Genomic DNA, 26606 nt, shown 5'->3' on the forward strand with positions numbered 1-26606 from the left:
AAGCCAGTGAATCAGAAATCATCCAACAGCGCGAGGTTTTTGCGGGTGTCCAGCTGTGAAGAAGCGCAAACGAAGTGAATTCGGTGATCCTATTGAATCTACTCACTTGGTTCTTACACATGTGAAGCATAAAAGATCTATAATATCTTCGTCAAAAGTCCTGTCAGCGTACTGGGATCATTTGACAGAGGCATTAAGTGAAAGCGAAGAGGTCATCTTGTTCGGTTACTCAGGTTTGGATGCCCATTTAAACGACCTGCTGCGTAGATTCGAAAAATGTTCAAAACGTGTGATTGAATGGTGCGGTGCTACTTTTCCTGACGGGAAGGAAAGTGAGGGTTTTTGGAAGTTCGAGCTTGGAGAAGGTGTATCAATTCAACAAATGGATAATATCCTCGAATTTAAGGACTGGAGTGCGGGTGAGGGAATATGACCTCCCCCATTGCCCCCACGCCAACTTTCCCCTAAAACTCCGCGCAAGTTTGGTAAAGAATCCCGACATTTTCAAACGTGGAGAAGCGGAGCCCCATGGCGCGCCAGTTCATCTATCACATGCATGGCCTCTCCAAGGCCTATAACAACAAGAAAGTCCTCGACAACATTCACCTGTCGTTCTACCCGGACGCCAAGATCGGTATCCTGGGCCCGAACGGTGCGGGTAAGTCGACGCTTCTGAAGATCATGGCCGGAATCGACAAGGAGTATTCCGGTGAGGCCTGGGCGGCCGAGGGGGCGAAGGTTGGTTACCTGCCGCAGGAGCCGCAGCTCGACAACACCAAGAACGTGCTTGAAAACGTCATGGAAGGCGTTGCCCACAAGCAGGCCATTGTCGACCGCTACAACGAACTGATGATGAACTACTCGGACGAGACCGCCGAGGAAGGGGCCAAGCTTCAGGACATCATCGACAGCGAAGACCTGTGGAACCTTGAAAGCAAGGTCGAGATGGCCATGGAAGCCCTGCGCTGCCCGCCGTCCGACAGCCCGGTTGACAACCTGTCCGGTGGTGAGCGCCGCCGCGTGGCGCTCTGCAAGCTGCTGCTTTCCGAGCCGGACCTGCTGCTGCTTGACGAGCCGACCAACCACCTTGACGCTGAAACCACGCACTGGCTGGAACGCCACCTGCGCGAGTTCAAGGGCTCCGTGCTGATCATCACCCACGACCGTTACTTCCTCGACAACGTGACGGGCTGGATTCTGGAGCTCGACCGCGGTCAGGGCATCCCGTACGAAGGCAACTACTCGGTCTATCTGGAAAAGAAGACCAAGCGCATGGAGCAGGAAGGCCGCGAGAACATGGCCCGCTCCAAGGCAATTGCCCGCGAGCGCGAGTGGATGGGCATGTCGCCGAAAGGCCGTCAGACCAAATCCAAGGCCCGTATCCGCGCCTATGAAGATCTGGTCTCCGCGCAGGAAGAGCGTTTGCCGACAATCGAGCAGATCCTCATTCCGGTCGGCGAGCGCCTCGGTGCCAACGTTATCGAGCTCAAGGGCGTTTCCAAGGGCTTTGAAGACCGCCTGCTGATCGACGATCTGTCCTTCAAGCTGCCGCGCGGTGGCATTGTTGGCGTGATTGGCCCGAACGGCGCCGGCAAGACCACACTGTTCAAGATGATCACCGGTCAGGAAAAGCCGGACAATGGTGAAGTTATCATCGGCGACAGCGTGCGCCTTGGCTATGTCGACCAGTCGCGCGACAAGCTGGACCCGAACAAGACGGTCTGGGAAGAAATCTCCGACGGCAACGAGATCATCTATCTCGATGGCAAGGAAATCAACTCCCGCGCCTATTGCTCGTCCTTCAACTTCAAGGGCCCGGCTCAGCAGGCAAAGGTGGGCGACCTCTCTGGTGGTCAGCGCAACCGTGTGCATCTGGCCAAGGTTCTGAAGAAGGGCGCAAACGTTCTGCTGCTCGATGAGCCGACCAACGACCTCGACACCGAAACGCTGGCCGCTCTCGAAGACGCGCTGGAAAACTACGCCGGTTGCGCCGTGGTCATCTCGCACGATCGTATGTTCATGGACCGTCTGGCCACGCACATGCTGGCCTTTGAAGGTGACAGCCACGTGGAGTGGTTCGAAGGCAACTTCGAGGACTACGAGAAGGACAAGGTCCGCCGCCTCGGGGCTCACGCCGCCGACCCGCGCCGCATCAAGTACAAGCCGCTGACCCGCTAAGTCGGATCACGGTCGGAGAGAACCTAGAAGGCGGAGCCACCGGCTCCGCCTTTTGTCGTTTGCAGGAAGCAGCGTCAGCTCCATGGCCCGATGGTGACCGTCACCGTTCCAGATGAAACAGTGCCCACTGTCTTGGACGGAACGTTGGGCCCGGAATAGGGGCCGACGGGGGTCTCGTCCATCGAATAGCCATAGGCTGCGCCGCCATAGAAGATTGGCGGCTTGCCGCTGACGCGGCTGTCATTGCCGTCGACGTCGCTGCAATGCAGGAACTTGGCGTAGAAGTGACAGGCCTTGCCCGAGGTATACCAGTTTTTCCAGGTGTTCCAGGCGCGGGTGGTGAAACCGCCAAGAGAGGCGTCTGTCGCACAGACTTCCATCACCCCGTCCATGGCAACGCCCCGGCAAAGCGCCTCCCAGATGCTGTCTTGCAGAAGCCCCGCGTCAGCGCCGCTGCCCGCCGGGGTCAGGTCGCCAAAGGCCTGCTGGAACACATAGGCTGCACCGGTCAGGCCGGGGGCGGCGTTCGGCGCAGAAATCGGCTTGAAGAAGGCATAGGAGTTGGTCCCGTTGGACAGGTGATAGGCAACACATTGCACGCCTGTCTTGGGGTTGATCATGGACCTCGCCATGCCCTGATACACGTTCCTGGCTGTTTCCGATCCAAGATTGATCGACAGGAAATTGCCTTCGCGAAAGAAGTCGTCCAGCGTCTTGTCCCAGAAGCTGGCCAGCGGATCACTGGTGGTTCCGGTGTAGTTCTGCGTGCGAGCGGCCAGCATGTCGTTCGGGTCGCACAGGGCAAAGAACTGCCCGTCGACCAGCGGCGGCATCCAGCTCTGGCCGGGCAGGGGCTCTGAGTAGAGAAGGCCTTCAAAAGCGGCGGCAGGCGGATAGGCCTTGGTCTCGTTGACGATGAACGCCGACCATGCGCTGGCAATCTGTGCCCGCGAGATATCCGGCCGAACGCCGAAATTCTGAACGGTGGTTGTGCCATCGGGCGTTGCCGAGAAGGAGAGGTTCAGGCCGAAGCCGTTGACGGCGCTGAGATTAAAGGCGGCTCCCAGTCCGAATTCGAGGATGTCAAACGGGCCGGGAGGGGCAATGCTGCTGGCCGGTTCACCGGCATAGGGATACTGCGCATACTGGATCGGCGTGGCATTGGCGATGGCAAGCGGGCTCGGTTGCGAGCTGCTGGCGACGAACAGCAGGCGGTCGTTGCCGTTGGTCGCAGCGCTCAGCGTGATGCCCGGAAGGGATGTCGCCTGAAAGAAGGGCAGGGTGTCGGCAGCTGGTCCGAAGCTTCCGTCGGCCTGCAGTGTCTGGAAGGTGGTGGCATCGCCGCCATTGATCCAGCCTGCCACCCAAATGGCTGCCCCGCCGCGTGTCGAAAATCCGGTCTTGTCCTGCAACGTGATCGTGACTGTCATGGAAAGCATCCTCGTGTGACATCGCTTTTGATATCAGGACGTTTCAGAGAGCCGAGCGTGAAACCGGGCTGCTCGCAGGGTTGGGTTTCACATGATCTGACCACCCGTATCTATCAGCAAAACCCCGTTTTTGATCAATCTCATTCATTTGTTTCACGGGGGGCTCTCGATTAGGGTACGGCGCAAATCAGAAGGGACACCCGATGCCGACCAATCTTTTTGGCGATGAAGAGATCGAACTGCTGCACCATGCCCGCGCCCGCAAGGTTGCCGGCAAGACGGAGGGTGTCTTTGCCACGCCGACAGTCGAGGATTTCCAGACCGCTGCGGTTGAGGCACTGCCCCTGACATTTGAAGGCATTCCCGGTGACCGTCATGGCGGGTTTACGCGCAAGTCCGGCGGACGCGAACCGTGGTATCCGCGCGGCACCGAGATGTGCAACGAGCGCCAGATCTCGATCCTGTCGAGCGAAGAGCTTCGACTGATTGCCCGACGGATGGACATTCCGGAGCTGAAGGCAGAATGGATCGGCGGCAATATCCTCGTTTCCGGAATTGCGAGCCTCTCGCTCGTTCCGCCGCGCACGCGCCTTGTCTTTGAGGGTGGCGTTGTCATTCGCGTGGATGGTGACAATGCACCGTGCCGGTTTGCCGGCAGTGCCATTGACGAGAAGTACCCGCAGCGTGACGGGTTGGACCTGCTGTTTCCCAAGGTGGCGCGCAAGTTGCGCGGCCTGGTCGGATATGTCGAAATCCCCGGTACCATTCGCGCGGGAGAAACGGTGACGGCCCATATTCCGGAACAGTGGATCTACGTTCCCGAGTAGAGCTGGCCAAGTGTGTCACGTTTGCTTTGTGTTGGGCTGAGTGGACGAAATGAGTCTCCAATGCGTCAACGCAACCTATTAGCAACTATAGGTTTTAAATCATTGAAATAGCAATTGTTTTATTTTTCTCAAAAACGTGCATATGCCCAAAATTAAGTGGGAATACGTAGTCTCTTTGCTGTAGGCTTACCCTACGTTGATCGCTTCCGGTAGCGTGAGGTGAACATGAAACGGGTGAGTTTGACCCATACAGGAGTGAAGGGGAAGGTCCTTGAGGATGACCACATCCTCTTCGGCAAGGTGCGCGGCCATGCCGATGTCACTTCTCCGTTGAAGCTTCTCATTGAGGCCATTCCGACGGCCATGTTCGTGCTGGAGCAGACATCCCAGCGTCCAGTCGACTGGACCATCGTTGCGCTCAACGATCTGCACACCAAGCTGTCCGGACTGCGCGATGAAGTTGGGCAACCCATGAGCAGCTGGTGTCCCGGTGACGTCCTCCAGCACCTTTACGAGAATTATTCTTTGGCGACCGAGACGTGGGAGCAAATCAGCTACGTGGAGGAGCTGGAGCTACCCGGCGGGCACGGCTGGTGGTCGACGTCCTTGATGCCCATTCGCACCAAATCCGGCGTCATCCGTATCATTGGCTCGGCGAAGGATATTTCCCTCAGCCGCATTACCGAACAGGCGCTTTCAACCTTTCTGCCGATGTGTTCTGTCTGCAAGTCCGTTCAGGCGGATGATGCATCGGGCGGCGACAATGAAAACGGCTGGGTGTCCATTGAGGACTACCTGAAGGACCACAAGATCTCCCACGGGTTTTGTCCAAGCTGTTTCGAGCGTCTGTATGGCCATTTGAAGCGTTAGCAGCGTTTGAAGCGCGCCGGAGGCGTCGTGCGGATGTGCCGGTCTCCTGTTCCGGCGCGCAATTCCGCTCCCGACATCTTTTAAGCGGTGGAACTTGGTGATCCCTTCTGGCAACGTTCGCCTCCAGCAAGGGAGGAAACATGTTGCCAATTCACCATATGGTCGATGCCGCGCCGACGCCGGTCGGCCCGTTTTCACACGCCGTGGAAACCGATGGTTGGGTCTTCATTACCGGCCAGATGCCAACTGATCCAAACGATCCGACCGCGCCCTTGCCGGACGGGGTCGAGGCCCAGACCATTCGCGTGATGGAGAACCTGAAGCTGGTTCTTGCCGGGCTGGGACTGTCCTTGCAGAACGTGACGATGGTGCGTGCCTATCTGACGGAATTCGATCGCGACTATGCCGTCATGAACCAGACGTATGAGAGTTTCTTCGAGAAGGGCAAGCTGCCGGCACGCACCTGCGTCGGCGTCTCCGGCCTGGCTGTCAACGCGCTCGTCGAGATCGATCTCATTGCGCGGCGGCCGTAACGTCTTGCCGCGCCGATTTCAGACTGTCCGGGAATAGGCGGAAGAATGGGTTTCAAGGTTAGTTATGCAGGTTTGCGCTGCGGATTGAAGGACGCCAGCGAAGCGCTGGGTCTTACCCTCGGACCACAGCTGGAAGGTGGGTTGTTCGATCTCTCGTGGATTGCAGACAGGCCAAACAGTGAGTGGACACTCGTTCGCATGGAATATCCTGACTGGGTCAGCCGAAACGAAAACTTGCTGTGTGACCTCTCTTCACGTTTCGAGATTGTTGCCTGCGAAGTTCATGAAGGCGTGATGTACTCCGCCGTGCAGTGTTGGAAGGCGGGGCGGCGGGTCTGGAAAGTGTCTCACACCGGATCTCAGGGAGATGTCTTCAATCTTGATGCCAGCGGCGATCTGCCTGCTGCGTTCTCCGTCATTCGCGATACACAAGTTGCAGCACAGAACGCGGAGGCGGAGCCCACAGCCTGCGATCACATGTTCGAAGTTCCGCTCAGTCTTGTCGAGGCGGTTCTGGACTTTCGCCACGATGTTGTTTTCGAGCGCAACGAGTTCAGGGACATCTTCGAAATTCAGCGGCCTGCAAAACCAAGCCTCTTTTCCAGAATGATTGGCCGTGTGCTTCGATGATCTGGTGACTGGAGCACGTCTCGCATTCACTGAATCACTCGATGTGTTCTAAATATTTGATTTGGCGCATTTCCTGACGGCGAACCGGTATCGACTTCGCCTGGAAATGCTCTATCCGGAGGATAGCTCATCGTCTTTTTCCTCGACCCGTCTTCCGCTTCCCCAGGTTTCCAGAACCATGTTCATGTCGTCGATGACGAAAAACCGGGCAGCGTCGCGGTCGTATCCCTCGTCGAGCAGACTGTCATAGTCGGTGTGTTGGTGCCGGATATGGCTGGTGGTGGCTTGCCAGACTGCGATGGACGGCGGCAGGTGGCGCAGATGTCCGGCGAGGGCGCTATCCAGTATGGCTTCCGCGTCGATATACGGCACGCGCGGGAGGAGGGCCCGTAACATTTTTCGGGCCTCTTTCTGTCTTTTGGTTCCCCCGGTCACGCGCGGCGTCTCTTTTCTGTTTGGCTACCTGTCATCAACACCGTATTTGAACCACGTGGCCCGGGCAACGTCTGCGACCCGTTGCCGGTGTTCCTTTCGCAAGGGGGACTCGTTGGGAATAACATCGTACAGAAGATCGTCCGGCAAGGTGCGATATGTCCCGTTTGGGGCATTGTTCCGGTTGGTCCGTGCCGTCAAGATTTCTATCCACCTTCGAATGAAAGTGCGGTTGCGTTCAACATTAGCCATCGGACCTCACGATATAAAGAAATGAAAACCTTTCTTTTTATGTCGAAGGAAATTCGATGCTGCAATAAAAAAAGAAATTCTTTTTTTTAAAGGAGGGCCCGTGTATGGTTTCGTCATGGCTGATCGAACTCGCACCCGCCTTTTGAACCTTCTCAAGTCCTCCGGTCCGCAAACTGCGGCGGATTTGGCTGCCATGCTCAGTGTGACGCCGGTTGCCATCCGGCAGCATCTTGATGGGCTCCACGAAGACGAGCTGGTGAAGTTCGAGGACATCAAGGGGTCAGTGGGTCGCCCGAAGCGAATCTGGTCGCTGACTGCTGACGGGCATCGGCAATTTCCGGACAATCATTCCAACCTGATTGTTGGCTTGCTGGGAGGCTTGAACGAGCTTTACGGCGAGGAGGGCATCAACGCTCTGATTGCGCATCGGGAAAAGCAGGCGGAAGACTGTTATGCGAATGCCCTTGCTCCCCTGACAACTCTGAAGGCACGTGTTGAAGCCCTTGCCGACCTTCGCAGCCGAGAAGGCTATATGGCAGAGGTTGAAGAAACGTCTGACGGATTGCTGCTGATCGAGAACCATTGTTCGATATGTGCAGCAGCGGCTGCGTGCCAGGGATTTTGCCGGTCCGAATTGAACCTTTTCAGGAAAGTGCTTGGACCGGATGCAGCGGTCGAACGGGAGGAGCATCTTCTGTCCGGCGGGCGTCGCTGCGTCTACCGGATAACTCCCTTGAAACGACGGGCAGCATGACAACGACAATTGGCCGATGTGCCCAACTGAGGAACAGCATGTGGCGCAGCTGACATTCTGGTTCGAATTCGGTTCTACATATTCTTATCTTTCCGCGATGCGCATTGAAGAGCTGTGTCGTGTGGCGGGCTTGGAAGTCTCATGGCGCCCTTTCCTGCTCGGTCCCATATTCAGGGCACAAGGATGGGAGACGTCCCCCTTCAACATTTACGAGGCTAAGGGACGCAACATGTGGCGGGACACGGACCGCAGGGCTAGGGAACTGGGTCTTCCGCCAGTTCTCAAGCCTGACCCGTTTCCGCAGCATAGCCTTCTTGCGTCCCGTCTTGCGCTCATTGGACTGGAAGCTGGGTGGGGACAGGATTTCGTTCGCCAGACCTATTTACGTCAATTTGCAGATGGGAACAGCATTGCCGCACCGTCGGACCTGCAACCGGTTCTGGAGGGCCTCGGGGTTGAAGCTTCCGCCTGTCTCGAAGCGGCCAGGACAGATATTCGCATCAAGGACCTGCTTCGAAAGAACACCGAGCAGGCGCTGGAACAGGGTCTTTATGGTGCGCCGTCCTTTACAACCTCGGATGGCGAGCTTTTTTGGGGCGATGACCGGCTTGAGAAAGCCATTGCATGGACTTTGGATCAGCAAACACATGCTCAAGGGTAGTCCGGCAAGATCGAACCGCTTACATCAATCGTTCCATTGATAAAAATCCAGCAAAAACTTACGTAACGTAAATTATAAGAATTCGACTTTTCCAGAAATATTTTGGCGTATCCTCGGACTATATGTCCAAATTTCTCGGTAATCAGGAATGCATCTTTTCTTATATTTTTCATATGCTTCAGTTCTAAGTCTAAGGCGCTTGTATTCCTTCTTTAGAATTTGAATCATACTTTAATACAGTCGAAACCAACCTGTTCCGGTCTTTTTTATTTTTACCGCCAATGCTCCGGGCAGTTCACAATCAGAAAGCTCGGCCAGTCATCATGTTCCAGGAAGCCAAGACCGAACTCGTCAATTTTTCAAACCTTGCCGGAGAAGCCGGAAAGGCCCGCCGCGAGGAGTTGACCCGTCACGTTGCGACGTTGTTTGTGCTGACATCAGACCGATGTTCCGACGAGCAGGTTGATATCTACGATTCCGTTCTTTCGCGCCTTGTCTCGATGGTTGAGGGCGAGGTTCGCGCATTTGTCGCCGGGCAACTTGCCGGTCTTCGCCGGGCGCCGGAAGAGACGGTTCGGATGCTTGTCGAAGACACGATCGACATTGCCGAGCCGCTTCTGGTGCGCTCGACTGCCTTGCGGGATACGGATCTGATCCGGGTCGCAAGGTCGAAAGGCAACGAGCATCTTTATGCAATCGCCCAACGGGATCTTCTTTCGAGCGATGTCACCGACGTTCTGGTTCAACGCGGTGACATCGTGGTCAAGCGGCGCGTTGCGGGAAACACGGGCGCCAGCTTTTCCGGCGACGGCATGGATCGACTCGTCTTGGAAGCGCAGGCGGATGCCACGTTGCAGGCCTTTTTGAGCGAGAGACCAGACCTTGCCGACCGTCACATTCAGGCCTTGACGCGCATTGCCGGTGAAGAGGTTCGCCGGAAGCTGAGTCTGAAGGGGGAAGTGATCGAGGCTTCGCGGTTGAATGAGGCGCGGCGTCAGGCCGAACAGCGCATGTCCAACCAGTTCTGGCTCAAGCGATACGACTTCGAGACCGCGCGCGGTCGTGTTCTGGCACTCTCCAAGAAAGCACCGATAACGGAGGCGGTACTGTTACAGTTTGCAAGGGAAGACCGGTTTGCCGAAGTCGTGGCCTGTTTTGCCTGGATGGCACGGTGCGGCATTCAGGAAGCCAGTCACTGGATGGTGCGTCCCGATCCACAGCCATTTCTTGTCGTTGCAAAAGCAACGGGCTTTTCCGCATCGACAATCGGCCTCTTGCTGATGACCGGGCCATGGAAACACCGTTTGGGACAGAAGCTGCGCGCATTGGCCATGCGCAAGTATGAAGCTCTCAGCCCAAAAGAGGCAGCCGCCATGGTTGCCCACTGGAGTGGTGCCTCCCTCAATTGATCAACGCTCGGGCCAAGCAGGTCTTATGTTGCGAGGAGGAGAAGGTTCCGGACCAGCGTGCGGTCGAGCGTCTGGCCGAGGCTTCAACGCCTTGGCCAATCCGTTCATGGCGTGGGATCGAGACCTCTCCCATAGGTTGGCAGTGCTCCCGCTCGCCCGTCTCCCGGGCGCGCGAGCCGAGTATTCAGCCGCCGGTTAGGCTTGGAAAAACTATATATTTCTAGGGGGTTTAATCCAGCCTGAAATCGTGCTTTTTAGGGCATTCGCACATTTTTCAAGTGCGTGATCTTTGATGTGAGGCACGATCGTGAACGATATTGGTATTCGATCATTTTCCGCTGGGCTGATGCGCAAGGGCTTGATCTTTTTTGTCGTCCTTTTCGGTCTGGTTTCCCTTGGTATTCAAGCTGCCGAGCCAGTTCAGGCTCAGGGCTTGTTGTCGGTCATAACCTCTCAGGAGAAAGGTGCCGAGGCGCCCCAAGCGCCGGCTGCCGAGCCTGCCACGGCACAAACTCCCGCCGAGCCTTCGCTTGAGCAGGAGGCGGGTCTCACGATCAACAAGATTGTTCACGGAGCCATCGAGGCGCGGGACGAATTCAAGCGCATTTTGGCGAATGGGCCGCTATTGCGATCTCAAATGACGGCTACTTTGGCCGCACAGGACGATGATGGCACAACTGATTGGGTCTGGGATTCAATTCTGGTTATGTTGGCGGGACTCGTTGCTGGTATCATTGCCCTGAACCTGTTCTATCGCTGGACAAGGAAGCAGTTCGGCTACATCTACAAGGAAGAGGTTTTCGAAAGGGCGGACAAACTCGCCTATCTGTTCCTTCGTGCCCTGATCATGACATCTGGGCTAATCGTATTCGTTGCTGTTGCCGGCCTCGTCGTTCTCATATTGAACCGTGGCCCTGAAGCTGCAAACCAGACCGCAATCGTTGCGATTTCATTTTATGCGCTGTTTCGCTTCTTGCGCATCGTCCTTTTTGCCATTCTTGCGCCGGGGACGTCCCATTACCGGTTGCCACCGTTTTCCGATCATGACGCAACAAGGCTCTATTGGTTCCTTGTTGCCGGAGCCGGGATCTCCTTCACGGCGATTGCGATATGCGACTGGATGCTCAGGCTGGGGCTGCCCGAGGATGCTCACAAGCTGGTCCTCATCGGGGCCATGTTCCTTAGCATGGTTACCCTCAGCTTCAACGCGATCTATTTCAGGAAAGTCATCGGACAGGCCATTCGCGGAGATGCCAAAGACGCGTCGCTGTGGCGTCGGGTTCTCGGCGGTGGATGGCATATCCCGATTGTCATCTACTTCATCTTTGCCTGGGTAGCTTCCTCCATCCGCCTGCTGCTGAATATTGATACGGCAACAAACCTCGTTGCCGCTCCGATCCAGCTGGCGATCGCTGCGGCCTCGGCCTATGGCCTGATGATCCTGTTCATCGACCGCGTCCTGCTTCCCCGGCTTGATACTCCGAAGAAAGTGGATGCCGTCCTTGAAGAACTGAAGAAGCAATCGGATGCTCGCGGCGAGGAATTTGATGAAGCAAGTAGCCGGGCTGAAGCGCGCGCCATCGCAGCTGACAACGAATCAGACCGAGCTCCGTTCCGCGGATTGCTTGATCGAGGTGCCCGCATCATCGTTGCCTTCGGTGCGTTGCAGTTGCTCGGCTATTTCTGGGGCGGTGCGGCCCTGACGGACGGACCGTCCCTGCTTGGTGACTTCCTTGAAGTCCTGCTGATCGTCTTCCTGGGATACATGGCCTATGAGGCGGTCAAGATCTTGATCGACCAGCAGATCGCGAAGGAGAGCCCGACAGAGCAGGACGAGGAAGCCGAAGTTGGCGGGGCGGGGGAAAGCCGGATCGCAACCCTGTTGCCGATCTTCCGCAATTTCCTGCTGATCACCATCTTTGTCATCGTGGTGATGCTGGTTCTGTCGGAACTCGGGGTCAATATCGCACCGCTCTTCGCCGGTGCCGGTGTTGTCGGTCTTGCGGTTGGTTTCGGCGCGCAAACCCTGATCCGGGACATCTTCTCCGGTGCGTTCTACCTGATCGATGATGCTTTCCGGAAAGGCGAGTATATCGATATCGGCAGTGCAAAGGGGGTCGTGGAGAAGATCTCGATCCGCTCCATGCAGCTTCGCCATCACCGTGGCGCCCTGACCACCGTGCCGTTTGGGGAAATCCAGCATGTCCAGAACTTCTCCCGTGACTGGGCCATTATGAAGCTCGCCTTCCGTGTCACCTACGACACGGATGTCGACAAGATGCGCAAGATCATCAAGAAGTTCGGCCAGCAGCTTCTGGAAGACGAATATTATGGCCCGATGTTCCTGCAGCCGCTGAAGTCGCAGGGCATCACCTCGTTCGAGGATTCAGCCATGATTGCGCGTGTGAAATTCACCGCAAAGCCGGGCAAGCAGTTCGAACTTCGCAAGGTTGTCTTTGCAGGCCTGCAGGAACTCTTCGAAGAGAACGGCATCAAGTTCGCCCATCGTCAGGTCACCGTACGTGTGGCAAATGAAAACGGTGAAGAGCTTGGCCCCAAACACATGACGCCGGATGCGCTCAAGGCGGCAGCTGCTGCCGGGGCCGGTGCGGCCGGTATCATCGATGATGAGGACGGCGCAGGCGGCGGAGATGGTGGAGACCAGCTCTAGCAGCAGCGGCCTGCTCGCTGTCTTCTCCCATTGAAATCAGCGCCGCGCTGTTGCATCAGGAGCGGGCTGGTTTCATCCGGGAAGTTGGGAAGCGATGCGGATTGGGTTTGACGCAGATGCAATCAACGAGCGCGGCACAAGTGTCGCGCTCTATGATTATGCGAAAGGTGTTCAGGAATTCCTCGGGCACGAGGCAGTGGTCTTCTACTGCCCGCAGCGCAGTGTTCCAGACGTGGTCGACAAGTTTGCGGCGAACCTGACGCTGGTCCCCTTTGAGGATCGGGCAGAACTGCCCGAACTCTCCGCGCCCCATGATCTCGATTTTTGCTACTACATCACCGACGGTCGCAGGCGCGTTCTGCCCGTCACCGCGCGGCGTTCCGGAGTGCATGCCGTTTTCCGGCATTTCGAGCCGCATGGTGATGTCTATGCCTATGTATCTTCCTGGCTGTCCGACTGGATGACGGGCGGTCAGGCTCCGGCTGTGCCTCACATTGTCACGATGCCGGAACCTGAAGGAGATATGCGGGCCGAACTTGGTATCCCGGCTGCTGCCTTTGTGGCGGGACGCTACGGCGGTTTTGACCAGTTCAATCTGCCGATGGCGAAAAAGGCGGTCATTCGCGCGCTCAAGGATCGACAGGACCTTTACTGCGTTTTTGTGAATACCGAACGGTTTGTGGAACATCCACGGGCCCTGTTTCTTCCCTCCATCGTGTCCATGACGGAAAAGGCACGCTTTATTGCCACCTGTGACGTTGGCCTCAATGCCAAGAAGATCGGCGAGAGTTTCGGATTGGCGACGGCAGAGTTCTTCATGCTCGGGCGGCCCGTGTTCAGCTGGGCTGGCGGGATGGACCAGAACCACATCGAGATGACGCCCAAATCCGAATGGTGCTATCGCACCGGCGGGGATCTCTACCGTCTGTTGACGTCCTATGTTGCCAACGAGCAAGATCGGGACACGGCGAGGGCAGCGGTACAGGCCTACCGGCCTGAAGCGGTGATGCAGGTTTTCAACGAAGTCTTCCTCTCCGGGCGACATTCGGCTGCAGGTCTTGATGTCAGCCCGGCCTTCAAGGCAGCTCGTGCGGTGCAGCGGCGCTATCGCAATTTGAAGTTCCGCTTGTGGAAGATGATCTAGTCGATCACGTGTTGCGCTTGTCCAAAGCTTGGTAACCGAAAGGTTTCGGCTCGCGCCTGCTGCTGTCCACGATGGCAGCTGGTAAGCCGTTGCTCGAGGAAATGGCTGTTTTCTGACGTTTTTTGGCTTTGCCTCAAGTCCCCCTTAAGCAAAGGGGATTAAACTTTGACGGACTGGTCATGCCCGGAAAAGCCTCTTGGCGGGGGCTTTCGGGCATCCGGTGCGCAAAATGAAACTTGCTTCATCTAGATTATTCGTATAAAGATATCTTTATATCAATATCCAGTGAGTGCGAATGACCAGCGACCAAACCCTTTCTGTTGACGACACCCTGGCCGTCCTTCGGGCGGTAGGTGAGGCAACGCGCCTGCGTTTGATCTCCCTGTTGTCGGAAAGCGAAATGACCGTGAAGGACGCCACTGCGATCCTCGGTCAAAGTCAGCCGCGCATCTCACGTCACCTCAAACTTCTCACCGAGGCTGGTGTCATCCTGCGGTTTCCCGAAGGTTCTTGGGTGTTTTATCGCTTGGCCGATGGTCCGCGCGGCGCACTGGCTCGCGATGTGGTCGCCCGCATGAGCGAAGGGGATGCAGTTCTGTCTGCCGATAGCGAACGGTTTGCCGGTTTGCGCAAGACCAAGGCCGAAGAGGCTGCCAGCTTCTTTGCCCAGAAGGCGCTGACATGGGACAAGGAACGGTCCCTTCATGCGTCCGACCGTGATGTGGAAGCGGCCATGCTGCGGATTGTCGGCGAAAAGCCGTTTCAGTCCTATCTCGATCTCGGAACCGGGACGGGCCGCCTTCTGGAGCTGTTCTCCGATCACTATGTGTCTGGCCTGGGGATTGATGCCTCGCATGACATGCTTGCCGTTGCCCGTGCAAACCTTGCCCGCGCCGGAATTTCCAAGGCGCAGGTCCGCCATGGTGACATTTACGCCCTGAACGTGCCGCCGCGCTCTTTCGATCTCGTCACGGTCCATCAGGTGCTGCACTTTCTCGATGATCCGCAGCGGGCCCTGTCCGAGGCGACCCGTGCGTTGCGTCCGGGCGGCCGTTTGCTGGTGATCGACTTTGCCCCACATAACCTTGAATTCCTGCGGGAAGCCCACGCCCATCGGCGTCTGGGGATCTCCCGCGACCACATGAAGCGCTGGCTGGATACCCTGGATCTGGAGTTGGAAGCTGTTTCCGACCTGGAGCCCCAGACCGGCGCCGACACACAACTCACTGTCACACTCTGGCTTGCCCGCGATCGCCGCATCATCACCGATCTGCCGCTGGCCACTCCCGCCCAAGAGGTTGCGTAACCATGTCTTCCAATCACCCCCTCCGCCGGTCTCGCCAGAACCTTCAGGGCCCGATCAAGGCCAGCTTCGAGTTCTTCCCGCCGAAGAGTGAGAAAATGGCGGAAAGCCTCTTGGAAACCGTTGAGCGCCTTGCTCCGCTGCAGCCGGAATTCGTTTCCGTGACCTATGGCGCGGGCGGCACGACGCGCGAGCGCACCCACAAGACTGTTGATCGCATCCTCAACGAAGCCAAGCTCGACACGGCAGCGCACCTGACCTGTGTGGCCGCGTCTCGGGACGAAATCGATGCGATCCTCAAGGATTACTGGGAGATGGGTGTGCGCCGCATCGTTGCGCTGCGCGGTGATCCTGTCGAAGGGATTGGTGCAGTCTACAAGCCGCACCCACAGGGCTATGCTTATGCGTCGGATCTTGTTGCGGGGATCAAGAAGATTGCCGATTTCGATATTTCCGTATCCGGGTATCCGGAGCGCCACCCGGAAAGTTCCGGCTGGACCATGGAAATCGACAATCTGAAGCGCAAGGTGGATGCCGGTGCTGACCGCATCGTGACCCAGTATTTCTTCGACAACGATCTGTTCGAGGACTATTGCGAGCGTCTGCAAAAGGCAGGCATCACGATCCCGGTGGTTCCGGGCATCCTGCCGATCCACAATTTCGAACAGACCATGGTCTTCTCGGCCAAGTGTGGCGCGTCTATCCCCGAGTGGGTCGCCCGTCGCTTTGCAGGCCTGCAGCATGATCCGGAAACGCGCAAGCTCGTCGGGGCGGGCATTGCCTGCGAACAAGTCATGGACCTTGTCGACCGTGGCGTGGAAGACTTCCACTTCTACACCATGAACCGGGCTGACCTGACCTATGCCATCTGCCGGATGCTCGGCATGGGCGTTGTCGAGCAGGCCCAGGCTGCGGCGTGACGGCCTTGGCGATTGCAACCCTTCGTTTTGAAGGGTGATTTGTGCAATAAGCCGGGAAAACGGGTTTTGCCAATTGCTCCTTTCGCCGTCGCGGGGAACAAGTGGCACCAACATTCTTCAATTCAAAGGCTGGCGCGCCGCACCTCATGCGTGCGCCCGGCAGACAAAGATCCCTTGGAAGGACAGTCCGGTGAAAACATCAGACGCTTTTGACCGTATTCGTCAGGCGGCGGAGTCGCGCATTCTCGTTCTGGATGGCGCGATGGGGACCGAGCTTCAGCTTCTGAAATTGCAGGAAGAGCATTTTCGTGGCGAACGCTTCAAGGACTGGCCGTCCGATCTGAAGGGCAATAACGACATCCTCAGCCTGACCCTTCCAGATGCGATCCGAAAGGTCCATGTCGACTATCTGGAAGCCGGTGCTGACATTGTCGAGACAAACACGTTCTCGTCGACCACCATCGCCCAGGCCGACTACGGCATGGAAGCATTGGCCTATGAACTGAATGTGGAAAGCGCGAAGCTTGCCCGTGAGGCCTGCGATATCGTTGAGGCGAAAGATCCAAGCCGTCCGCGCTTTGTGGCCGGAGCGCTTGGCCCGACCAACCGGACGGCCTCCATTTCGCCGGATGTAAACAATCCGGGCTATCGCGCCGTGTCCTTCGATGATCTGCGCATTGCGTATGCCGAGGCCGTTCGTGGCCTTCTGGATGGCGGCGCTGATATTCTGCTGGTTGAAACCATTTTCGACACGCTGAATGCCAAGGCGGCGCTCTTTGCCATTGAGGAAGTATTCGAGGAGCGGGGCGGGAAGGTGCCGGTGATGATCTCCGGAACCATTACGGATCTTTCCGGGCGCACGCTCTCCGGCCAGACACCGGAAGCTTTTTGGAACTCGGTGCGTCATGCCGATCCGCTGACCATCGGCCTGAACTGCGCTCTCGGTGCCAAGGAAATGCGCGCGCATCTTGCCGAAATCTCCCGAATTGCCGACACGCTTGTCTGTGCTTATCCGAATGCCGGCCTGCCGAACGAGTTTGGCGAGTATGACGAAAGCCCGGAATACATGGCGAGCCTGATTGCGGAGTTCGCAGATGCGGGCCTCGTCAACATGGTGGGCGGCTGCTGTGGCTCCACGCCGGCGCATATCCGGGCAATTGCCGAAGCTGTGAAGGACAAGGCTCCGCGCGTGGTGCCGGTGCCGCCGGTTCACATGCGCCTGTCAGGCCTTGAGCCGTTCACGCTGACCCCGGAAGTGAATTTCGTCAACGTTGGTGAGCGCACCAACGTGACCGGGTCCGCCCGCTTCCGCAAGCTGATCAAGGAAGGCGACTATTCGACTGCGCTGGAGGTCGCCCGCGATCAGGTGGAAAACGGCGCGCAGATCATCGATGTCAACATGGACGAGGGGCTTTTGGACTCCGAAGCGGCCATGGTCACATTCCTGAACCTGATGGCGGCCGAACCGGATATTGCCAAGGTTCCTGTCATGGTCGACAGCTCCAAGTGGACCGTCATCGAGGCAGGCTTGAAGTGCCTGCAGGGCAAGGGCGTGGTCAACTCCATCTCGCTGAAGGAAGGCGAAGAGGCGTTCATCCAGCAGGCCAAGCTTGTCCGTCGCTATGGTGCAGCTGTCGTGGTCATGGCCTTTGACGAAAAGGGGCAGGCCGACACCTTCCAGCGCAAGATCGAGATCTGTGAGCGCTCCTACAAGGTGCTGACCGAAAAGGTCGGCTTTGCGCCGCAAGACATTATCTTCGATCCGAACATCTTTGCGGTTGCGACAGGGATTGAGGAACACAACAACTACGGCGTCGATTTTATCGAGGCGACTGGTTGGATTCGCAAGAACCTGCCGCATGCCCATGTTTCGGGCGGTGTCTCGAACCTTTCCTTCTCCTTCAGGGGCAATGAGGGCGTTCGCGAGGCGATGCACTCTGTATTCCTCTACCATGCCATCAAGAACGGCATGGACATGGGCATTGTGAACGCCGGTCAGCTGGCGGTTTATGACAAGCTCGAGAAGGAATTGCGCGATCTTTGCGAGGATGTGGTTCTGAACCGCACGCCGGACGCGACCGACAACATGCTGGAAGCTGCCGAGCGCTGGAAAGGCGAGGGAGGCAAGAAGCGGGAAGTGGACCTGTCCTGGCGCGAGCTGCCGGTTGCCAAGCGGCTTGAGCATGCGCTGGTCAACGGCATCGACGAATATGTCGTTGCAGATACCGAAGAAGCCCGCACCCGGTTCGATCGTCCGCTGCATGTGATCGAAGGTCCGTTGATGGACGGCATGAACGTCGTTGGTGACCTCTTCGGCTCGGGCCAGATGTTCCTGCCGCAGGTGGTGAAGTCTGCCCGTGTGATGAAGAAGGCCGTCGCCTACCTGATGCCTTTCATGGAAAAGGAAAAGGAAGAGCAGGGCCTTGAGGGCGTCTCGTCGAACGGCAAGATCCTGATGGCAACGGTGAAGGGCGATGTGCATGACATCGGCAAGAACATTGTCGGCGTTGTGCTCCAGTGCAACAACTTCGAGGTGATCGATCTCGGGGTGATGGTGTCGGCTGCCAAGATCCTTGAAGTCGCCAAGAAGGAAAAGGTCGATATCATCGGTCTGTCCGGCCTGATCACACCGTCGCTGGATGAAATGTGCCATGTGGCAGCCGAACTGGAGCGCGAAGGGCTGGATGTTCCGTTGCTGATCGGCGGCGCGACGACGTCTGAAATTCACACAGCGGTCAAGATCCATCCGAATTATGCCCGCGGTCAGGCAATTTATGTCACCGATGCCGGACGTGCGGTGGGGGTTGCCTCGCGCCTGATGAGTGAAGGCCAGCGCACGCCCTATTTTGAGGAAGTGCGCGGGAAATACGCGACTATTGCCGAAAAGCATGCCGCGTCTCGCGGAAACACCCAGCGCGTGTCCATCGAGGCCGCGCGTGATAACGCTTTCAAGCCGGATTTCGATACCCACAAGCCGGTCAAGCCGAAGCTTTTGGGCACGAAGGCCTTTGACGACTTCCCGCTGGAAGATCTGGTGCCGATGATCGACTGGACACCGTTCTTCTCGACATGGGAAATCAAGGGACGTTATCCGGAGGTTCTGACCGACAATCGCTACGGCCCGGCGGCAAAGGCTCTTTATGACGATGCGCGGCGGATGCTGGACGAGATTGTTGAGAAGAAACTGCTGACTGCACGCGGCGTCGCCTCCCTGTGGCCCGCTGCAGGGCGGGGCGATGACATCGTTCTTTTCAAGGATGATAATCGCACCGAGGAACTGGCAACGTTCTACACCCTCCGCCAGCAGATGACCCGTACGGCGGGCGGTCGCGCCAATCTGGCCCTCAGCGACTTTGTCGCGCCTGAAGCCAGTGGTCTGAAAGACTATGTCGGTGGCTTTGCGGTGACGTCGGGCCACGGAGAAGATGAGCTGGCGGGTCGCTATGCCAAAGCTGGGGACGACTACAACAAGATCCTCAGTCAGGCTCTGGCGGACCGGTTGGCAGAAGCCTTTGCCGAAAAGCTGCACCAGATCGTGCGCACCGAGCTTTGGGGCTACGCTGCAAACGAGACCCTCAGCAATGTGGAGATCATTGCCGAGAAGTATCAGGGCATTCGCCCGGCCCCCGGCTATCCGGCCCAGCCTGATCACACGGAAAAGGACACCTTGTTCCGTCTGCTGGATGCGGAACGCCTCACCGGTATCCGTTTGACGGAAAGCTATGCGATGGCACCGGGCTCATCCGTCTCCGGTCTTTATTTCGGTCATCCCGACAGCCACTATTTCGGCGTTGGCAAGATCGAGCGGGATCAGGTGGAAGATTATGCGGCTCGCAAGGGCTGGGATCTGGCCTATGCGGAGCGTTGGCTTGCGCCGATCCTCAACTACGACCCGGCGCGCTTGATCGCAGCTGAATAATCCGCAGCTTCAAAAACTGCTTTTGAATTGGACCGGAGGCGTCAGGTGTCTCCGGTCTTTTTTTGCCTGCGTGCCTCAGGGGGCTTCGCCGGGGGCACCATGAATCTAAGGGGCTGCTGAAAACAGACTGTTCACTCAAACAAGCCTACTGGTCTGTCGAGTGCGTAATTACCTTCAGCTGACTTGAACAGTAGAACGCCTGTTTCAGGCGGTTGGAGAAAAATGATGTCTGCTTCGGCACCCCGAATTTTGAAGATTGATGCATCTGCCAGAACAAATGGATCGGTTACCCGCGAATTGACGGACGAATTGGTCACACGTTTGCAGCAGGCGGCGCCGGGCGCGAGCGTGGCTGTTCGCGATGTGGCCAAGGGTTTGCCCGTGATTGATGAGACCTGGATCGCTGCAAACTTCACTGAGGATACAGCCCGGACAGATGAGCAAAGGGCGGCGCTGGCCCTGTCTGATGAGCTTGTTGAAGAGCTGAAGGCTGCCGATACGCTGGTTCTTGGCGTGCCGGTTCATAATTTTGGCATTCCTGCCAGTCTCAAGGCCTGGATTGATCTTGTGGCGCGTGCGCGTGTCACCTTCAAATACACCGAGAACGGTCCTGTCGGACTTCTGGAAGGCAAGAAGGCCTATGTCCTGCTTGCATCTGGTGGCACCAAGATCGGTTCCGATGTGGATTTTGCCTCTGGCTATCTGAAGCATGTGCTCGCCTTTATCGGCATTCACGATGTGACGTTCGTTTCCGCCGACCAGTTGATGATGGACGGTAGCCGAAAGTCCACTGCGCTCAGCCAGATAGATCAGGCCGTTCAGGCTGCTGCCTGACTTCAGACGCTCGCGTGAATAAACCACCGGCAGAAGCTATCTGCCGGTGTTCTCACAAGTGCCCGGGCAGGACCTACGCACCCTGCAAAGACTCCGGGGAACAAAGCTTATGGAACGAGTTATTTACGGTCGTCGCCGGTTTAGATAATTCCGACCACAATTCCCGCTACGAATGCAAAAGCCAGAGCGATTGCGATCATGTTCAGGCTGCGTGCTTGGGTCATAATGGGCCTCCCGCGTACCTTAACGACGGACGTAGATTATGTGACAGCCGCGTGAAAGCGAAGCGAAAAACGTTGTGCAATGCATCAATCCAGGTGCTGTCCAAGCGTTATCAAAACTGCGACTTTTGGCGTAAATCATTTCAAATGAAGGGGTTAACACCTGTGGCAGGCGCGGAATGCCCGGTGTGCATTTTCCATCCTCAATGTCCTAAAAAGTTAACGGCCGCTTATACAAACCTTGAGAGTTTTCTCGATGCATCGAAAGCTGTGTATAAGATTTGCCAAGGTAAGGCCAAACTTAAGGTCCTTCTGGATAATGGGACCATCACCGTCTGCAACTTCGGAGTGGCTGCAGAATGCTGAGTTTTCAAAAACTCGCTGAATTTGCAAAGGACAAGAGCGCCAGCGGGCGCCGGAGCCTCGTCAGCGCCCTGACCGACATGTTCCTGTCAGCCGACAAGGATCACGTCGAGCAGGTGAGCCTGATGTTCGGTGATATCGTGATGGCGGTTCTGGGACAGCTTGAAGACGAGGCGCGGGCTGCGCTCGCAGTTCGTATCGGTCCGCATGGGGCTGCTCCGAATGCCCTCCTGGTCGAACTGGCGCGCGATGACATTGAAATAGCGCGCCCTGTGCTTGAGCAGTCTCCTGTTCTTGAAAGCGACACGCTTGTCGATCTCGCGCGCGATGGCTCGATGGACCATCTGGACGCGATCGCCGGTCGCCCCGAAATCGATGAAGCTGTCACGGAAGTTCTTGTCGACCGGGGGAATGATGCTGTTCTGACCAAAGTGGCTGAAAACGAGGGCGCAAGATTTGCCAGCGAAAGCTTCCATCGTCTGGTCGAGAAGGCGAAGGCCAGTGTGGAGATTCAGTCTGCCTTGGTACGCCGCACGGATCTGCCGGAAGATGTTGCTCAGGTGCTGGTGCCGATGCTGTCGGAGGAATTGTGCCAGAGAATCAGTCAGCTTGGTGCGAATGAAGCCCTGCTCGCCGTCATGGCGGGCCGCGCTGCCGAAGAGGTCATGGCACGATCTCAGGGGCTTGAAGGCAACCGGGTGCAAACCGAGGAAATCATCACCGACGTTCAGGCTGGCAAGATGGAGGTGGACGAGGCGGTTCGTCTGTTTGCCAGATCGAACAGGTCCGCCGAGCTTGGCATCCTGCTGGCCCGCATGAGCAATCTGCCGGTCTCTGCGGTCTCGAAGCTGGTTTATTCCGATAGCGACAAGGCGCTGATCATCCTGTGCAAGGCAAATGGCGTCACAGGCCCGGCCTTCAACGACATTCTTGCCTTGCGGGCAAAACAGCTCAAGCTTGATGGGACGGATCTCAAGGCCGCCGTTACACGTTTCGGAGCCTTGAGTGTGGAGGGGGCTGTGCGCTCCCTGCAGGCGATCAAGGAATCCGTCATCCGCAAGGACCCTCAGGTCGCCGTTTGAGGCGAGGCTTCAGCCCGCCCTTTGCAGGCTTGCGGTTATTGCGGCCGCAGCCATCAGAAACCCACCGCCCGCCTTGTTGATGACGCTGATAACTGACGGGCTCTTCAAACGCTGCCCGACCTCAGCAGCGGCAAGGGCGTAGACTGCAGCGTTCAGAATTCCCAGAATGACGAATGTGGAGCCCAGCAAGACCAACTGCGGGGCTATCGGGGCCCTTTCTGCGATGAAGTGGGGCAGAAATGCCATGAAGAAGACAATGCCTTTCGGGTTCAACGCAGTAACGACGAAGGCGTGCATGAAAACGCGGCGCGAGGTGTGCCCCTCGGTGCCCTGCGCATCAAGGGCGGCCGGTTTTGCGCGCCACATCTTGATGCCGAGCCAGAACAGATAGGCAGCTCCGACCCATTTCAAAATGGAAAAGAGGGCAGCGGATGTCGCCAGGATGGCACCAAGACCCAGAAGAGAGACAGTTGCCGCCGTCGCGTCTCCCAGCCCAACGCCAAGAACGCAGGCTGTAGCCGACTTCCGGCCTTGCGAAAGCGCGTAGCTGATCACCAGCATGATGGTGGGGCCGGGGATGGCCAGCAGCACCAGTGTTGCCACGACATATGCAGAATAGAGTTCAAGGGTCATTCTTGCCGTCTTTCAAAAACTTCCCAAGCGTTATGCGGGGCATGGGGACGGCTGACAAGCTGCAATCTAGTGAAGTGATACTGGAAAATAAATGGAAAGCTGGAGAAGAGAGGCGTTGAAGGGCCGTTGGCGGGGTACGGCCCTTCTCCGGCAGTACAGGTCATTTAAACGTTGGTCAGGTCCACTCACCCTCAAAAATGACCTGAGCGCGCCTCACTGGCAGAATTTCTGCTCACCGCGATACGTGGTGTAAGTCCCCGTATTCGGATTGAACGAGCGGAATTTTGCCGAGCAGTATTGGTACCAGGCCGGGCTCCATGGCTGATAACCCACATTTTGGTAGACGTAGCCAGGTGCGGGGGCCGGGCGGTAATTGTGTGTGACCGGCGGATACGGATTTACAGGCCGGTAGTGGTTGACGGGCGGCGCGATGTATTCGCGGCGGTTTGTCGAACCGAGCAGAATGGCTCCGGCGGCGAGGCCGATGACACCTGCGGCGACGGCAACGCCGACATTGTTGTTGCCGCGGTGACGGCGATAGTTGCCGTGGTCCTGATGGTAACGAGGGCCGTGCCAGCCGTCGCGATGGCGGGAGCCAGCTTCTGCTGCCTGCAATGTGGGAACCAACAATGCCCCTGATAGGGCAACAGCCATCAACCGTTTGGTCAGGGTCTTCATTGTCTTGCACTCCATTCGAAGCAGGCCGGTTTCGGATTTTTCCTGCGCCGCGAACCGCGCTGCCGTGATCTGATGACTGCAAAGTGCCGCATCGTCACTGAACCGGTTCTGATATGCCTGTTCATCTGGTGTTCATGTTTGATTTACCCTGGTGAAACTCATTGAAATAAAAGGGTTTTTCTGCGAAATTGCATTGCTCGCGGGCGAAAAATAAATCAATATCACGTTGTTTTTTCTAACAATCGGACGAATCCCATGGTCGAGAGTTCTCCTGAAAAGAAGAAAACCGATGTTCTCAGAGCGGTTGATGATGAGGCTCGTCGACTGGCAAAGGAGCTTGTGCGGACGGCGCGCTATGCAGCTCTTGCCGCACTGGAGCCGGGAACCGGCCATCCCCTGTCGAGCCGTGTGGCCCTGGCGACCGATCTGGATGGCACACCGACGATTTTGACATCTACCCTCTCAGGCCATACTGCGGCTATTCTGGCCGACCCGCGTTGCTCCCTGTTATGTGGGGAGCCGGGGAAGGGAGATCCGTTGGCACATGCCCGCATCACTCTCTTTACGAAAGCGGTCCGCGTCGAGCGCGGTTCTTCGGATCATGCGCGGCTCCGTCGCCGGTATCTGGCCCGTCATCCAAAGGCGGAGCTCTATGTCGATTTTGGCGATTTCTCGTTCTTCCGCCTAGAAATTGTGAAGGCGAGCCTTAATGGCGGATTTGGCAAGGCTTATGAGCTGGCCACCGAAGATCTGGTTCTGTCAGGGGACCACGTGAGTTCTTTCTTCGATTGGGAAGAAGGGGCAGTTGCGCACATGAACGAAGATCACTCCGACGCGGTCAAGCTATATGCGGAAACACTGGCGCGTGCACCGCAAGCCAGCTGGCGCCTGTCCGGACTGGATCTGGAAGGTATCGACATGGTTGCCGGTGACCGGGTGTGCCGGGTGTGGTTTGACGCTCCCATGAACGATCCAGCTGACTTGAGGGCGGAGCTGGTTGCACTTGCCGCGAAAGCCAGACTGATTGCGAGTGATCGATCGTAGCCTCCCCAGTAATGAGTCGCGAACTTGATGGGATTACTTTCTACGTATAACCCCGTAGGTGAATACCTTCGACATTTGTCAAATACCTGCCTGAGGTTGTATTTGGATTGCAGATAAAATTGACTCATAGGAAATGTTTATTGCGAAATATTACTTGCTGATAGCTTGTGAATTTTGCCGATATTAAAGTATATTATCAATATAACTTCATTGTATTCATAGATATAATTCCGTCGCATAAAAATTTGATCGAGTGTTTCTGTCTTAACTGAATATAAGTCGTTTTTGACCTAAGGTTATTTGAATTAATCCGGTTAGGGCGAATGTAGACCATGTTCGAAAAACTGTTTGGCTCCTCCAATGCGAGTGCCATATTGGAAGCCTTCGGTCGTTCTCAGGCTATCATTGAATTCACTCCGGACGGGACGATTGTAAATGCCAATCCGAACTTCCTCAACGCGGTTGGTTATCGCCTTGAAGAGGTTAAGGGCAAACATCATTCCATCTTCGTGAACAAGGACTACGCGAGATCGTCGGAGTACAAGGATTTCTGGCGAAAACTCGGCAGCGGAGAATTTGACTCAGGCGAGTATCCGCGTTTTACCAAGGATGGCACCGAGATCTGGATTCAGGCATCCTACAATCCGATCCTGTCTTCCTCGGGTAAGGTGACCGGTGTCGTCAAGATCGCCTCCGATATCACTGACGCCAAGCGGAAGGCTGCAGATGCGGCTGGTCAGCTGGACGCAATCAACCGGTCTCAGGCCGTGATCCATTTCGAGCTGGACGGCACCATCATTGATGCCAACGACAACTTCCTCGGGGCAATGGGCTATCGCCGCGAGGAAATCGTCGGCAAGCATCATTCCATGTTTGGTGAGCCGTCGCTTGTCCAGTCGCAGGAATATAAGCAGTTCTGGAACGATCTGCGATCCGGGCAGTTCAAGGGCGGTGAGTTCAAGCGGGTTGCCAAGGGCGGGCGGGAAATCTGGATTCAGGCGACCTACAACCCGATCCTTGATCCGAAGGGCAAGCCGTTCAAGGTGGTGAAGTTCGCAACTGACATCACCGACATGGTGAAGGATCGCATGCGGCGTCAGGCGACGCAGAAGCAGATCGATATCGATCTGGATGAAGTATCCCACCGGATTCAGGATGCGGCAGAACGCTCGAGCGTCTCGGCTTCAGCCTCCAGCCAGGCAGCTATGAGCGTGCAGACGGTCGCGGCCGCGTCGGAAGAACTGGTGGCTTCGATTGCAGAAATCGGCCGTCAGGTTCAGTTGGCAGGCGAAGTTGCCCGCAAGGCTGTTGACGAAGCGGATCAGTCAAACCAGATCATGGCAGGTCTGTCGGCGGATGCACAGGAGATCGGCACGGTGATTGAGCTGATCGACAGCATTGCTAACCAGACCAACCTGCTGGCCCTCAACGCCACGATCGAAGCGGCTCGTGCCGGTGAGGCGGGCAAGGGCTTTGCGGTTGTTGCATCGGAAGTGAAAAGTCTGGCGTCTCAGACAACCAAAGCCACGGAAGACATCGGTTCGCAGATCGCGTCTGTGCAAAACACTGCAGGTCAGGCCGTGACGGCGATCGAGACGATCATGGAGATCATCAACCAGATCAACGGTATTTCGTCGGAAATCTCGGCAGCTGTTCAGCAGCAGGAAGCCGCGTCCCGCGAAATCTCCTCAAACATGCAGAGTGCTGCCGAGAATGTGGATGTCGTGAATACGAACATGCAAAGCATTTCCGAAGCGGCGCGCGATATCGAAATGAAGACCAAGACAGTCAAGGAAGCGTCGCGCATGATCGCCTGAT

The 26606-nt window shown here is 56.8% G+C and carries 22 protein-coding genes; 18 read left to right on the forward strand and 4 right to left on the reverse strand.

What is annotated here, in order from left to right; translation table 11 throughout:
* Window positions 1-55: 55 nt before the first annotated feature.
* Both F0155_RS15255 and ettA read left to right on the forward strand, forming a co-directional pair.
* Window positions 56-433 (forward strand): hypothetical protein, encoded by a 378-nt coding sequence (locus F0155_RS15255; RefSeq protein ID WP_150525404.1) that lies wholly within the window; start codon window positions 56-58, stop codon window positions 431-433.
* A 95-nt stretch (window positions 434-528) separates the two neighbouring features.
* Window positions 529-2178: an energy-dependent translational throttle protein EttA gene (gene ettA, locus F0155_RS15260; RefSeq protein ID WP_150525405.1), complete on the forward strand. Its 1650-nt coding sequence runs from the start codon at window positions 529-531 to the stop codon at window positions 2176-2178.
* Window positions 2179-2252: 74 nt separating this feature from the next.
* Here the strand turns inward: ettA and F0155_RS15265 are convergent, their stop codons facing one another.
* A complete protein-coding gene (locus F0155_RS15265) occupies window positions 2253-3608 on the reverse strand; it encodes a hypothetical protein (protein ID WP_150525406.1) in 1356 nt (451 codons plus the stop codon).
* A 203-nt stretch (window positions 3609-3811) separates the two neighbouring features.
* Between F0155_RS15265 and F0155_RS15270 the strand changes: the two genes are divergently transcribed.
* The 4 genes from F0155_RS15270 to F0155_RS15285 all read left to right on the forward strand — a co-directional run bounded on the left by F0155_RS15270 (window position 3812) and on the right by F0155_RS15285 (window position 6468).
* On the forward strand, window positions 3812-4435 hold the full coding sequence (locus F0155_RS15270) for an MOSC domain-containing protein (protein WP_150525407.1): 624 nt from the start codon (window positions 3812-3814) through the stop codon (window positions 4433-4435).
* 225 nt (window positions 4436-4660) lie between these two features.
* Window positions 4661-5305, forward strand: coding sequence for a PAS domain-containing protein (locus F0155_RS15275; RefSeq protein WP_150525408.1), 645 nt, complete (start codon window positions 4661-4663; stop codon window positions 5303-5305).
* A gap of 140 nt (window positions 5306-5445) precedes the next feature.
* Complete coding sequence (locus F0155_RS15280) at window positions 5446-5838, forward strand: RidA family protein (RefSeq protein ID WP_150525409.1); 393 nt, start codon at window positions 5446-5448, stop codon at window positions 5836-5838.
* 45 nt (window positions 5839-5883) lie between these two features.
* Complete coding sequence (locus F0155_RS15285) at window positions 5884-6468, forward strand: hypothetical protein (protein WP_150525410.1); 585 nt, start codon at window positions 5884-5886, stop codon at window positions 6466-6468.
* 111 nt (window positions 6469-6579) lie between these two features.
* On the opposite strand, the gene F0155_RS15290 is transcribed toward F0155_RS15285, so the two are convergent.
* On the reverse strand, window positions 6580-6864 hold the full coding sequence (locus F0155_RS15290) for a DUF2293 domain-containing protein (protein WP_342212478.1): 285 nt from the start codon (window positions 6862-6864) through the stop codon (window positions 6580-6582).
* Between the two features lie 403 nt (window positions 6865-7267).
* Here F0155_RS15290 and F0155_RS15295 point away from each other — a divergent pair, with 403 nt between their 5' ends.
* The 10 genes from F0155_RS15295 to F0155_RS15340 all read left to right on the forward strand — a co-directional run bounded on the left by F0155_RS15295 (window position 7268) and on the right by F0155_RS15340 (window position 22433).
* The gene (locus F0155_RS15295; RefSeq protein ID WP_150525412.1) at window positions 7268-7906 is read left to right on the forward strand and encodes a helix-turn-helix transcriptional regulator; all 639 of its coding nucleotides are present in this window, start codon (window positions 7268-7270) and stop codon (window positions 7904-7906) included.
* A 40-nt stretch (window positions 7907-7946) separates the two neighbouring features.
* On the forward strand, window positions 7947-8567 hold the full coding sequence (locus F0155_RS15300) for a 2-hydroxychromene-2-carboxylate isomerase (RefSeq protein WP_244303523.1): 621 nt from the start codon (window positions 7947-7949) through the stop codon (window positions 8565-8567).
* A 323-nt stretch (window positions 8568-8890) separates the two neighbouring features.
* The gene (locus F0155_RS15305; RefSeq protein ID WP_150525414.1) at window positions 8891-9976 is read left to right on the forward strand and encodes a DUF2336 domain-containing protein; all 1086 of its coding nucleotides are present in this window, start codon (window positions 8891-8893) and stop codon (window positions 9974-9976) included.
* Between the two features lie 307 nt (window positions 9977-10283).
* Window positions 10284-12647, forward strand: coding sequence for a mechanosensitive ion channel family protein (locus tag F0155_RS15310; RefSeq protein WP_208999306.1), 2364 nt, complete (start codon window positions 10284-10286; stop codon window positions 12645-12647).
* A gap of 94 nt (window positions 12648-12741) precedes the next feature.
* Window positions 12742-13791 carry a glycosyltransferase family protein gene (locus F0155_RS15315; protein WP_150525415.1) on the forward strand — a complete coding sequence of 350 codons (1050 nt, stop codon included), beginning with the start codon at window positions 12742-12744 and terminating at the stop codon, window positions 13789-13791.
* A 295-nt stretch (window positions 13792-14086) separates the two neighbouring features.
* Window positions 14087-15097, forward strand: a complete 1011-nt coding sequence (locus F0155_RS15320) for an ArsR/SmtB family transcription factor (protein ID WP_150525416.1) — start codon at window positions 14087-14089, stop codon at window positions 15095-15097.
* A gap of 2 nt (window positions 15098-15099) precedes the next feature.
* A complete protein-coding gene (gene metF, locus F0155_RS15325) occupies window positions 15100-16014 on the forward strand; it encodes a methylenetetrahydrofolate reductase [NAD(P)H] (protein WP_150525417.1) in 915 nt (304 codons plus the stop codon).
* Between the two features lie 190 nt (window positions 16015-16204).
* A complete protein-coding gene (gene metH / locus F0155_RS15330; protein ID WP_150525418.1) occupies window positions 16205-19933 on the forward strand; it encodes a methionine synthase in 3729 nt (1242 codons plus the stop codon).
* Between the two features lie 225 nt (window positions 19934-20158).
* Complete coding sequence (locus F0155_RS15335) at window positions 20159-20767, forward strand: FMN-dependent NADH-azoreductase (RefSeq protein ID WP_150525419.1); 609 nt, start codon at window positions 20159-20161, stop codon at window positions 20765-20767.
* A gap of 580 nt (window positions 20768-21347) precedes the next feature.
* Window positions 21348-22433: a DUF2336 domain-containing protein gene (locus F0155_RS15340; protein WP_150525420.1), complete on the forward strand. Its 1086-nt coding sequence runs from the start codon at window positions 21348-21350 to the stop codon at window positions 22431-22433.
* Between the two features lie 9 nt (window positions 22434-22442).
* On the opposite strand, the gene F0155_RS15345 is transcribed toward F0155_RS15340, so the two are convergent.
* Window positions 22443-23066 (reverse strand): LysE family translocator, encoded by a 624-nt coding sequence (locus F0155_RS15345; RefSeq protein ID WP_150525421.1) that lies wholly within the window; start codon window positions 23064-23066, stop codon window positions 22443-22445.
* A 213-nt stretch (window positions 23067-23279) separates the two neighbouring features.
* Complete coding sequence (locus tag F0155_RS15350) at window positions 23280-23744, reverse strand: BA14K family protein (RefSeq protein ID WP_150525422.1); 465 nt, start codon at window positions 23742-23744, stop codon at window positions 23280-23282.
* Between the two features lie 255 nt (window positions 23745-23999).
* Here F0155_RS15350 and F0155_RS15355 point away from each other — a divergent pair, with 255 nt between their 5' ends.
* Both F0155_RS15355 and F0155_RS15360 read left to right on the forward strand, forming a co-directional pair.
* Window positions 24000-24788: a HugZ family pyridoxamine 5'-phosphate oxidase gene (locus tag F0155_RS15355; RefSeq protein WP_150525423.1), complete on the forward strand. Its 789-nt coding sequence runs from the start codon at window positions 24000-24002 to the stop codon at window positions 24786-24788.
* Window positions 24789-25120: 332 nt separating this feature from the next.
* A complete protein-coding gene (locus F0155_RS15360) occupies window positions 25121-26605 on the forward strand; it encodes a methyl-accepting chemotaxis protein (RefSeq protein WP_150525424.1) in 1485 nt (494 codons plus the stop codon).
* The last annotated feature ends 1 nt before the right edge of the window (window position 26606 follow it).

This window comes from Roseibium sediminis, assembly GCF_008711325.1.
In the GTDB taxonomy this organism is placed as follows: domain Bacteria; phylum Pseudomonadota; class Alphaproteobacteria; order Rhizobiales; family Stappiaceae; genus Roseibium; species Roseibium sediminis.

What these genes read in the sequence shown, in the direction of transcription:
- F0155_RS15360 (WP_150525424.1), top strand. Translation starts at nt 25,121, where the DNA reads ATGTTCGAAAAACTGTTTGGCTCCTCCAATGCGAGTGCCATATTGGAA.
- F0155_RS15265 (WP_150525406.1), bottom strand. Translation starts at nt 3,608, where the DNA reads ATGACAGTCACGATCACGTTGCAGGACAAGACCGGATTTTCGACACGC.
- F0155_RS15305 (WP_150525414.1), top strand. Translation starts at nt 8,891, where the DNA reads ATGTTCCAGGAAGCCAAGACCGAACTCGTCAATTTTTCAAACCTTGCC.
- F0155_RS15270 (WP_150525407.1), top strand. Translation starts at nt 3,812, where the DNA reads ATGCCGACCAATCTTTTTGGCGATGAAGAGATCGAACTGCTGCACCAT.
- F0155_RS15275 (WP_150525408.1), top strand. Translation starts at nt 4,661, where the DNA reads ATGAAACGGGTGAGTTTGACCCATACAGGAGTGAAGGGGAAGGTCCTT.
- F0155_RS15290 (WP_342212478.1), bottom strand. Translation starts at nt 6,864, where the DNA reads ATGTTACGGGCCCTCCTCCCGCGCGTGCCGTATATCGACGCGGAAGCC.
- F0155_RS15335 (WP_150525419.1), top strand. Translation starts at nt 20,159, where the DNA reads ATGTCTGCTTCGGCACCCCGAATTTTGAAGATTGATGCATCTGCCAGA.
- metF (WP_150525417.1), top strand. Translation starts at nt 15,100, where the DNA reads ATGTCTTCCAATCACCCCCTCCGCCGGTCTCGCCAGAACCTTCAGGGC.
- F0155_RS15345 (WP_150525421.1), bottom strand. Translation starts at nt 23,066, where the DNA reads ATGACCCTTGAACTCTATTCTGCATATGTCGTGGCAACACTGGTGCTG.
- F0155_RS15340 (WP_150525420.1), top strand. Translation starts at nt 21,348, where the DNA reads ATGCTGAGTTTTCAAAAACTCGCTGAATTTGCAAAGGACAAGAGCGCC.
- F0155_RS15280 (WP_150525409.1), top strand. Translation starts at nt 5,446, where the DNA reads ATGTTGCCAATTCACCATATGGTCGATGCCGCGCCGACGCCGGTCGGC.
- ettA (WP_150525405.1), top strand. Translation starts at nt 529, where the DNA reads ATGGCGCGCCAGTTCATCTATCACATGCATGGCCTCTCCAAGGCCTAT.
- F0155_RS15355 (WP_150525423.1), top strand. Translation starts at nt 24,000, where the DNA reads ATGGTCGAGAGTTCTCCTGAAAAGAAGAAAACCGATGTTCTCAGAGCG.
- F0155_RS15285 (WP_150525410.1), top strand. Translation starts at nt 5,884, where the DNA reads ATGGGTTTCAAGGTTAGTTATGCAGGTTTGCGCTGCGGATTGAAGGAC.
- F0155_RS15320 (WP_150525416.1), top strand. Translation starts at nt 14,087, where the DNA reads ATGACCAGCGACCAAACCCTTTCTGTTGACGACACCCTGGCCGTCCTT.
- F0155_RS15315 (WP_150525415.1), top strand. Translation starts at nt 12,742, where the DNA reads ATGCGGATTGGGTTTGACGCAGATGCAATCAACGAGCGCGGCACAAGT.
- F0155_RS15350 (WP_150525422.1), bottom strand. Translation starts at nt 23,744, where the DNA reads ATGAAGACCCTGACCAAACGGTTGATGGCTGTTGCCCTATCAGGGGCA.
- F0155_RS15295 (WP_150525412.1), top strand. Translation starts at nt 7,268, where the DNA reads ATGGCTGATCGAACTCGCACCCGCCTTTTGAACCTTCTCAAGTCCTCC.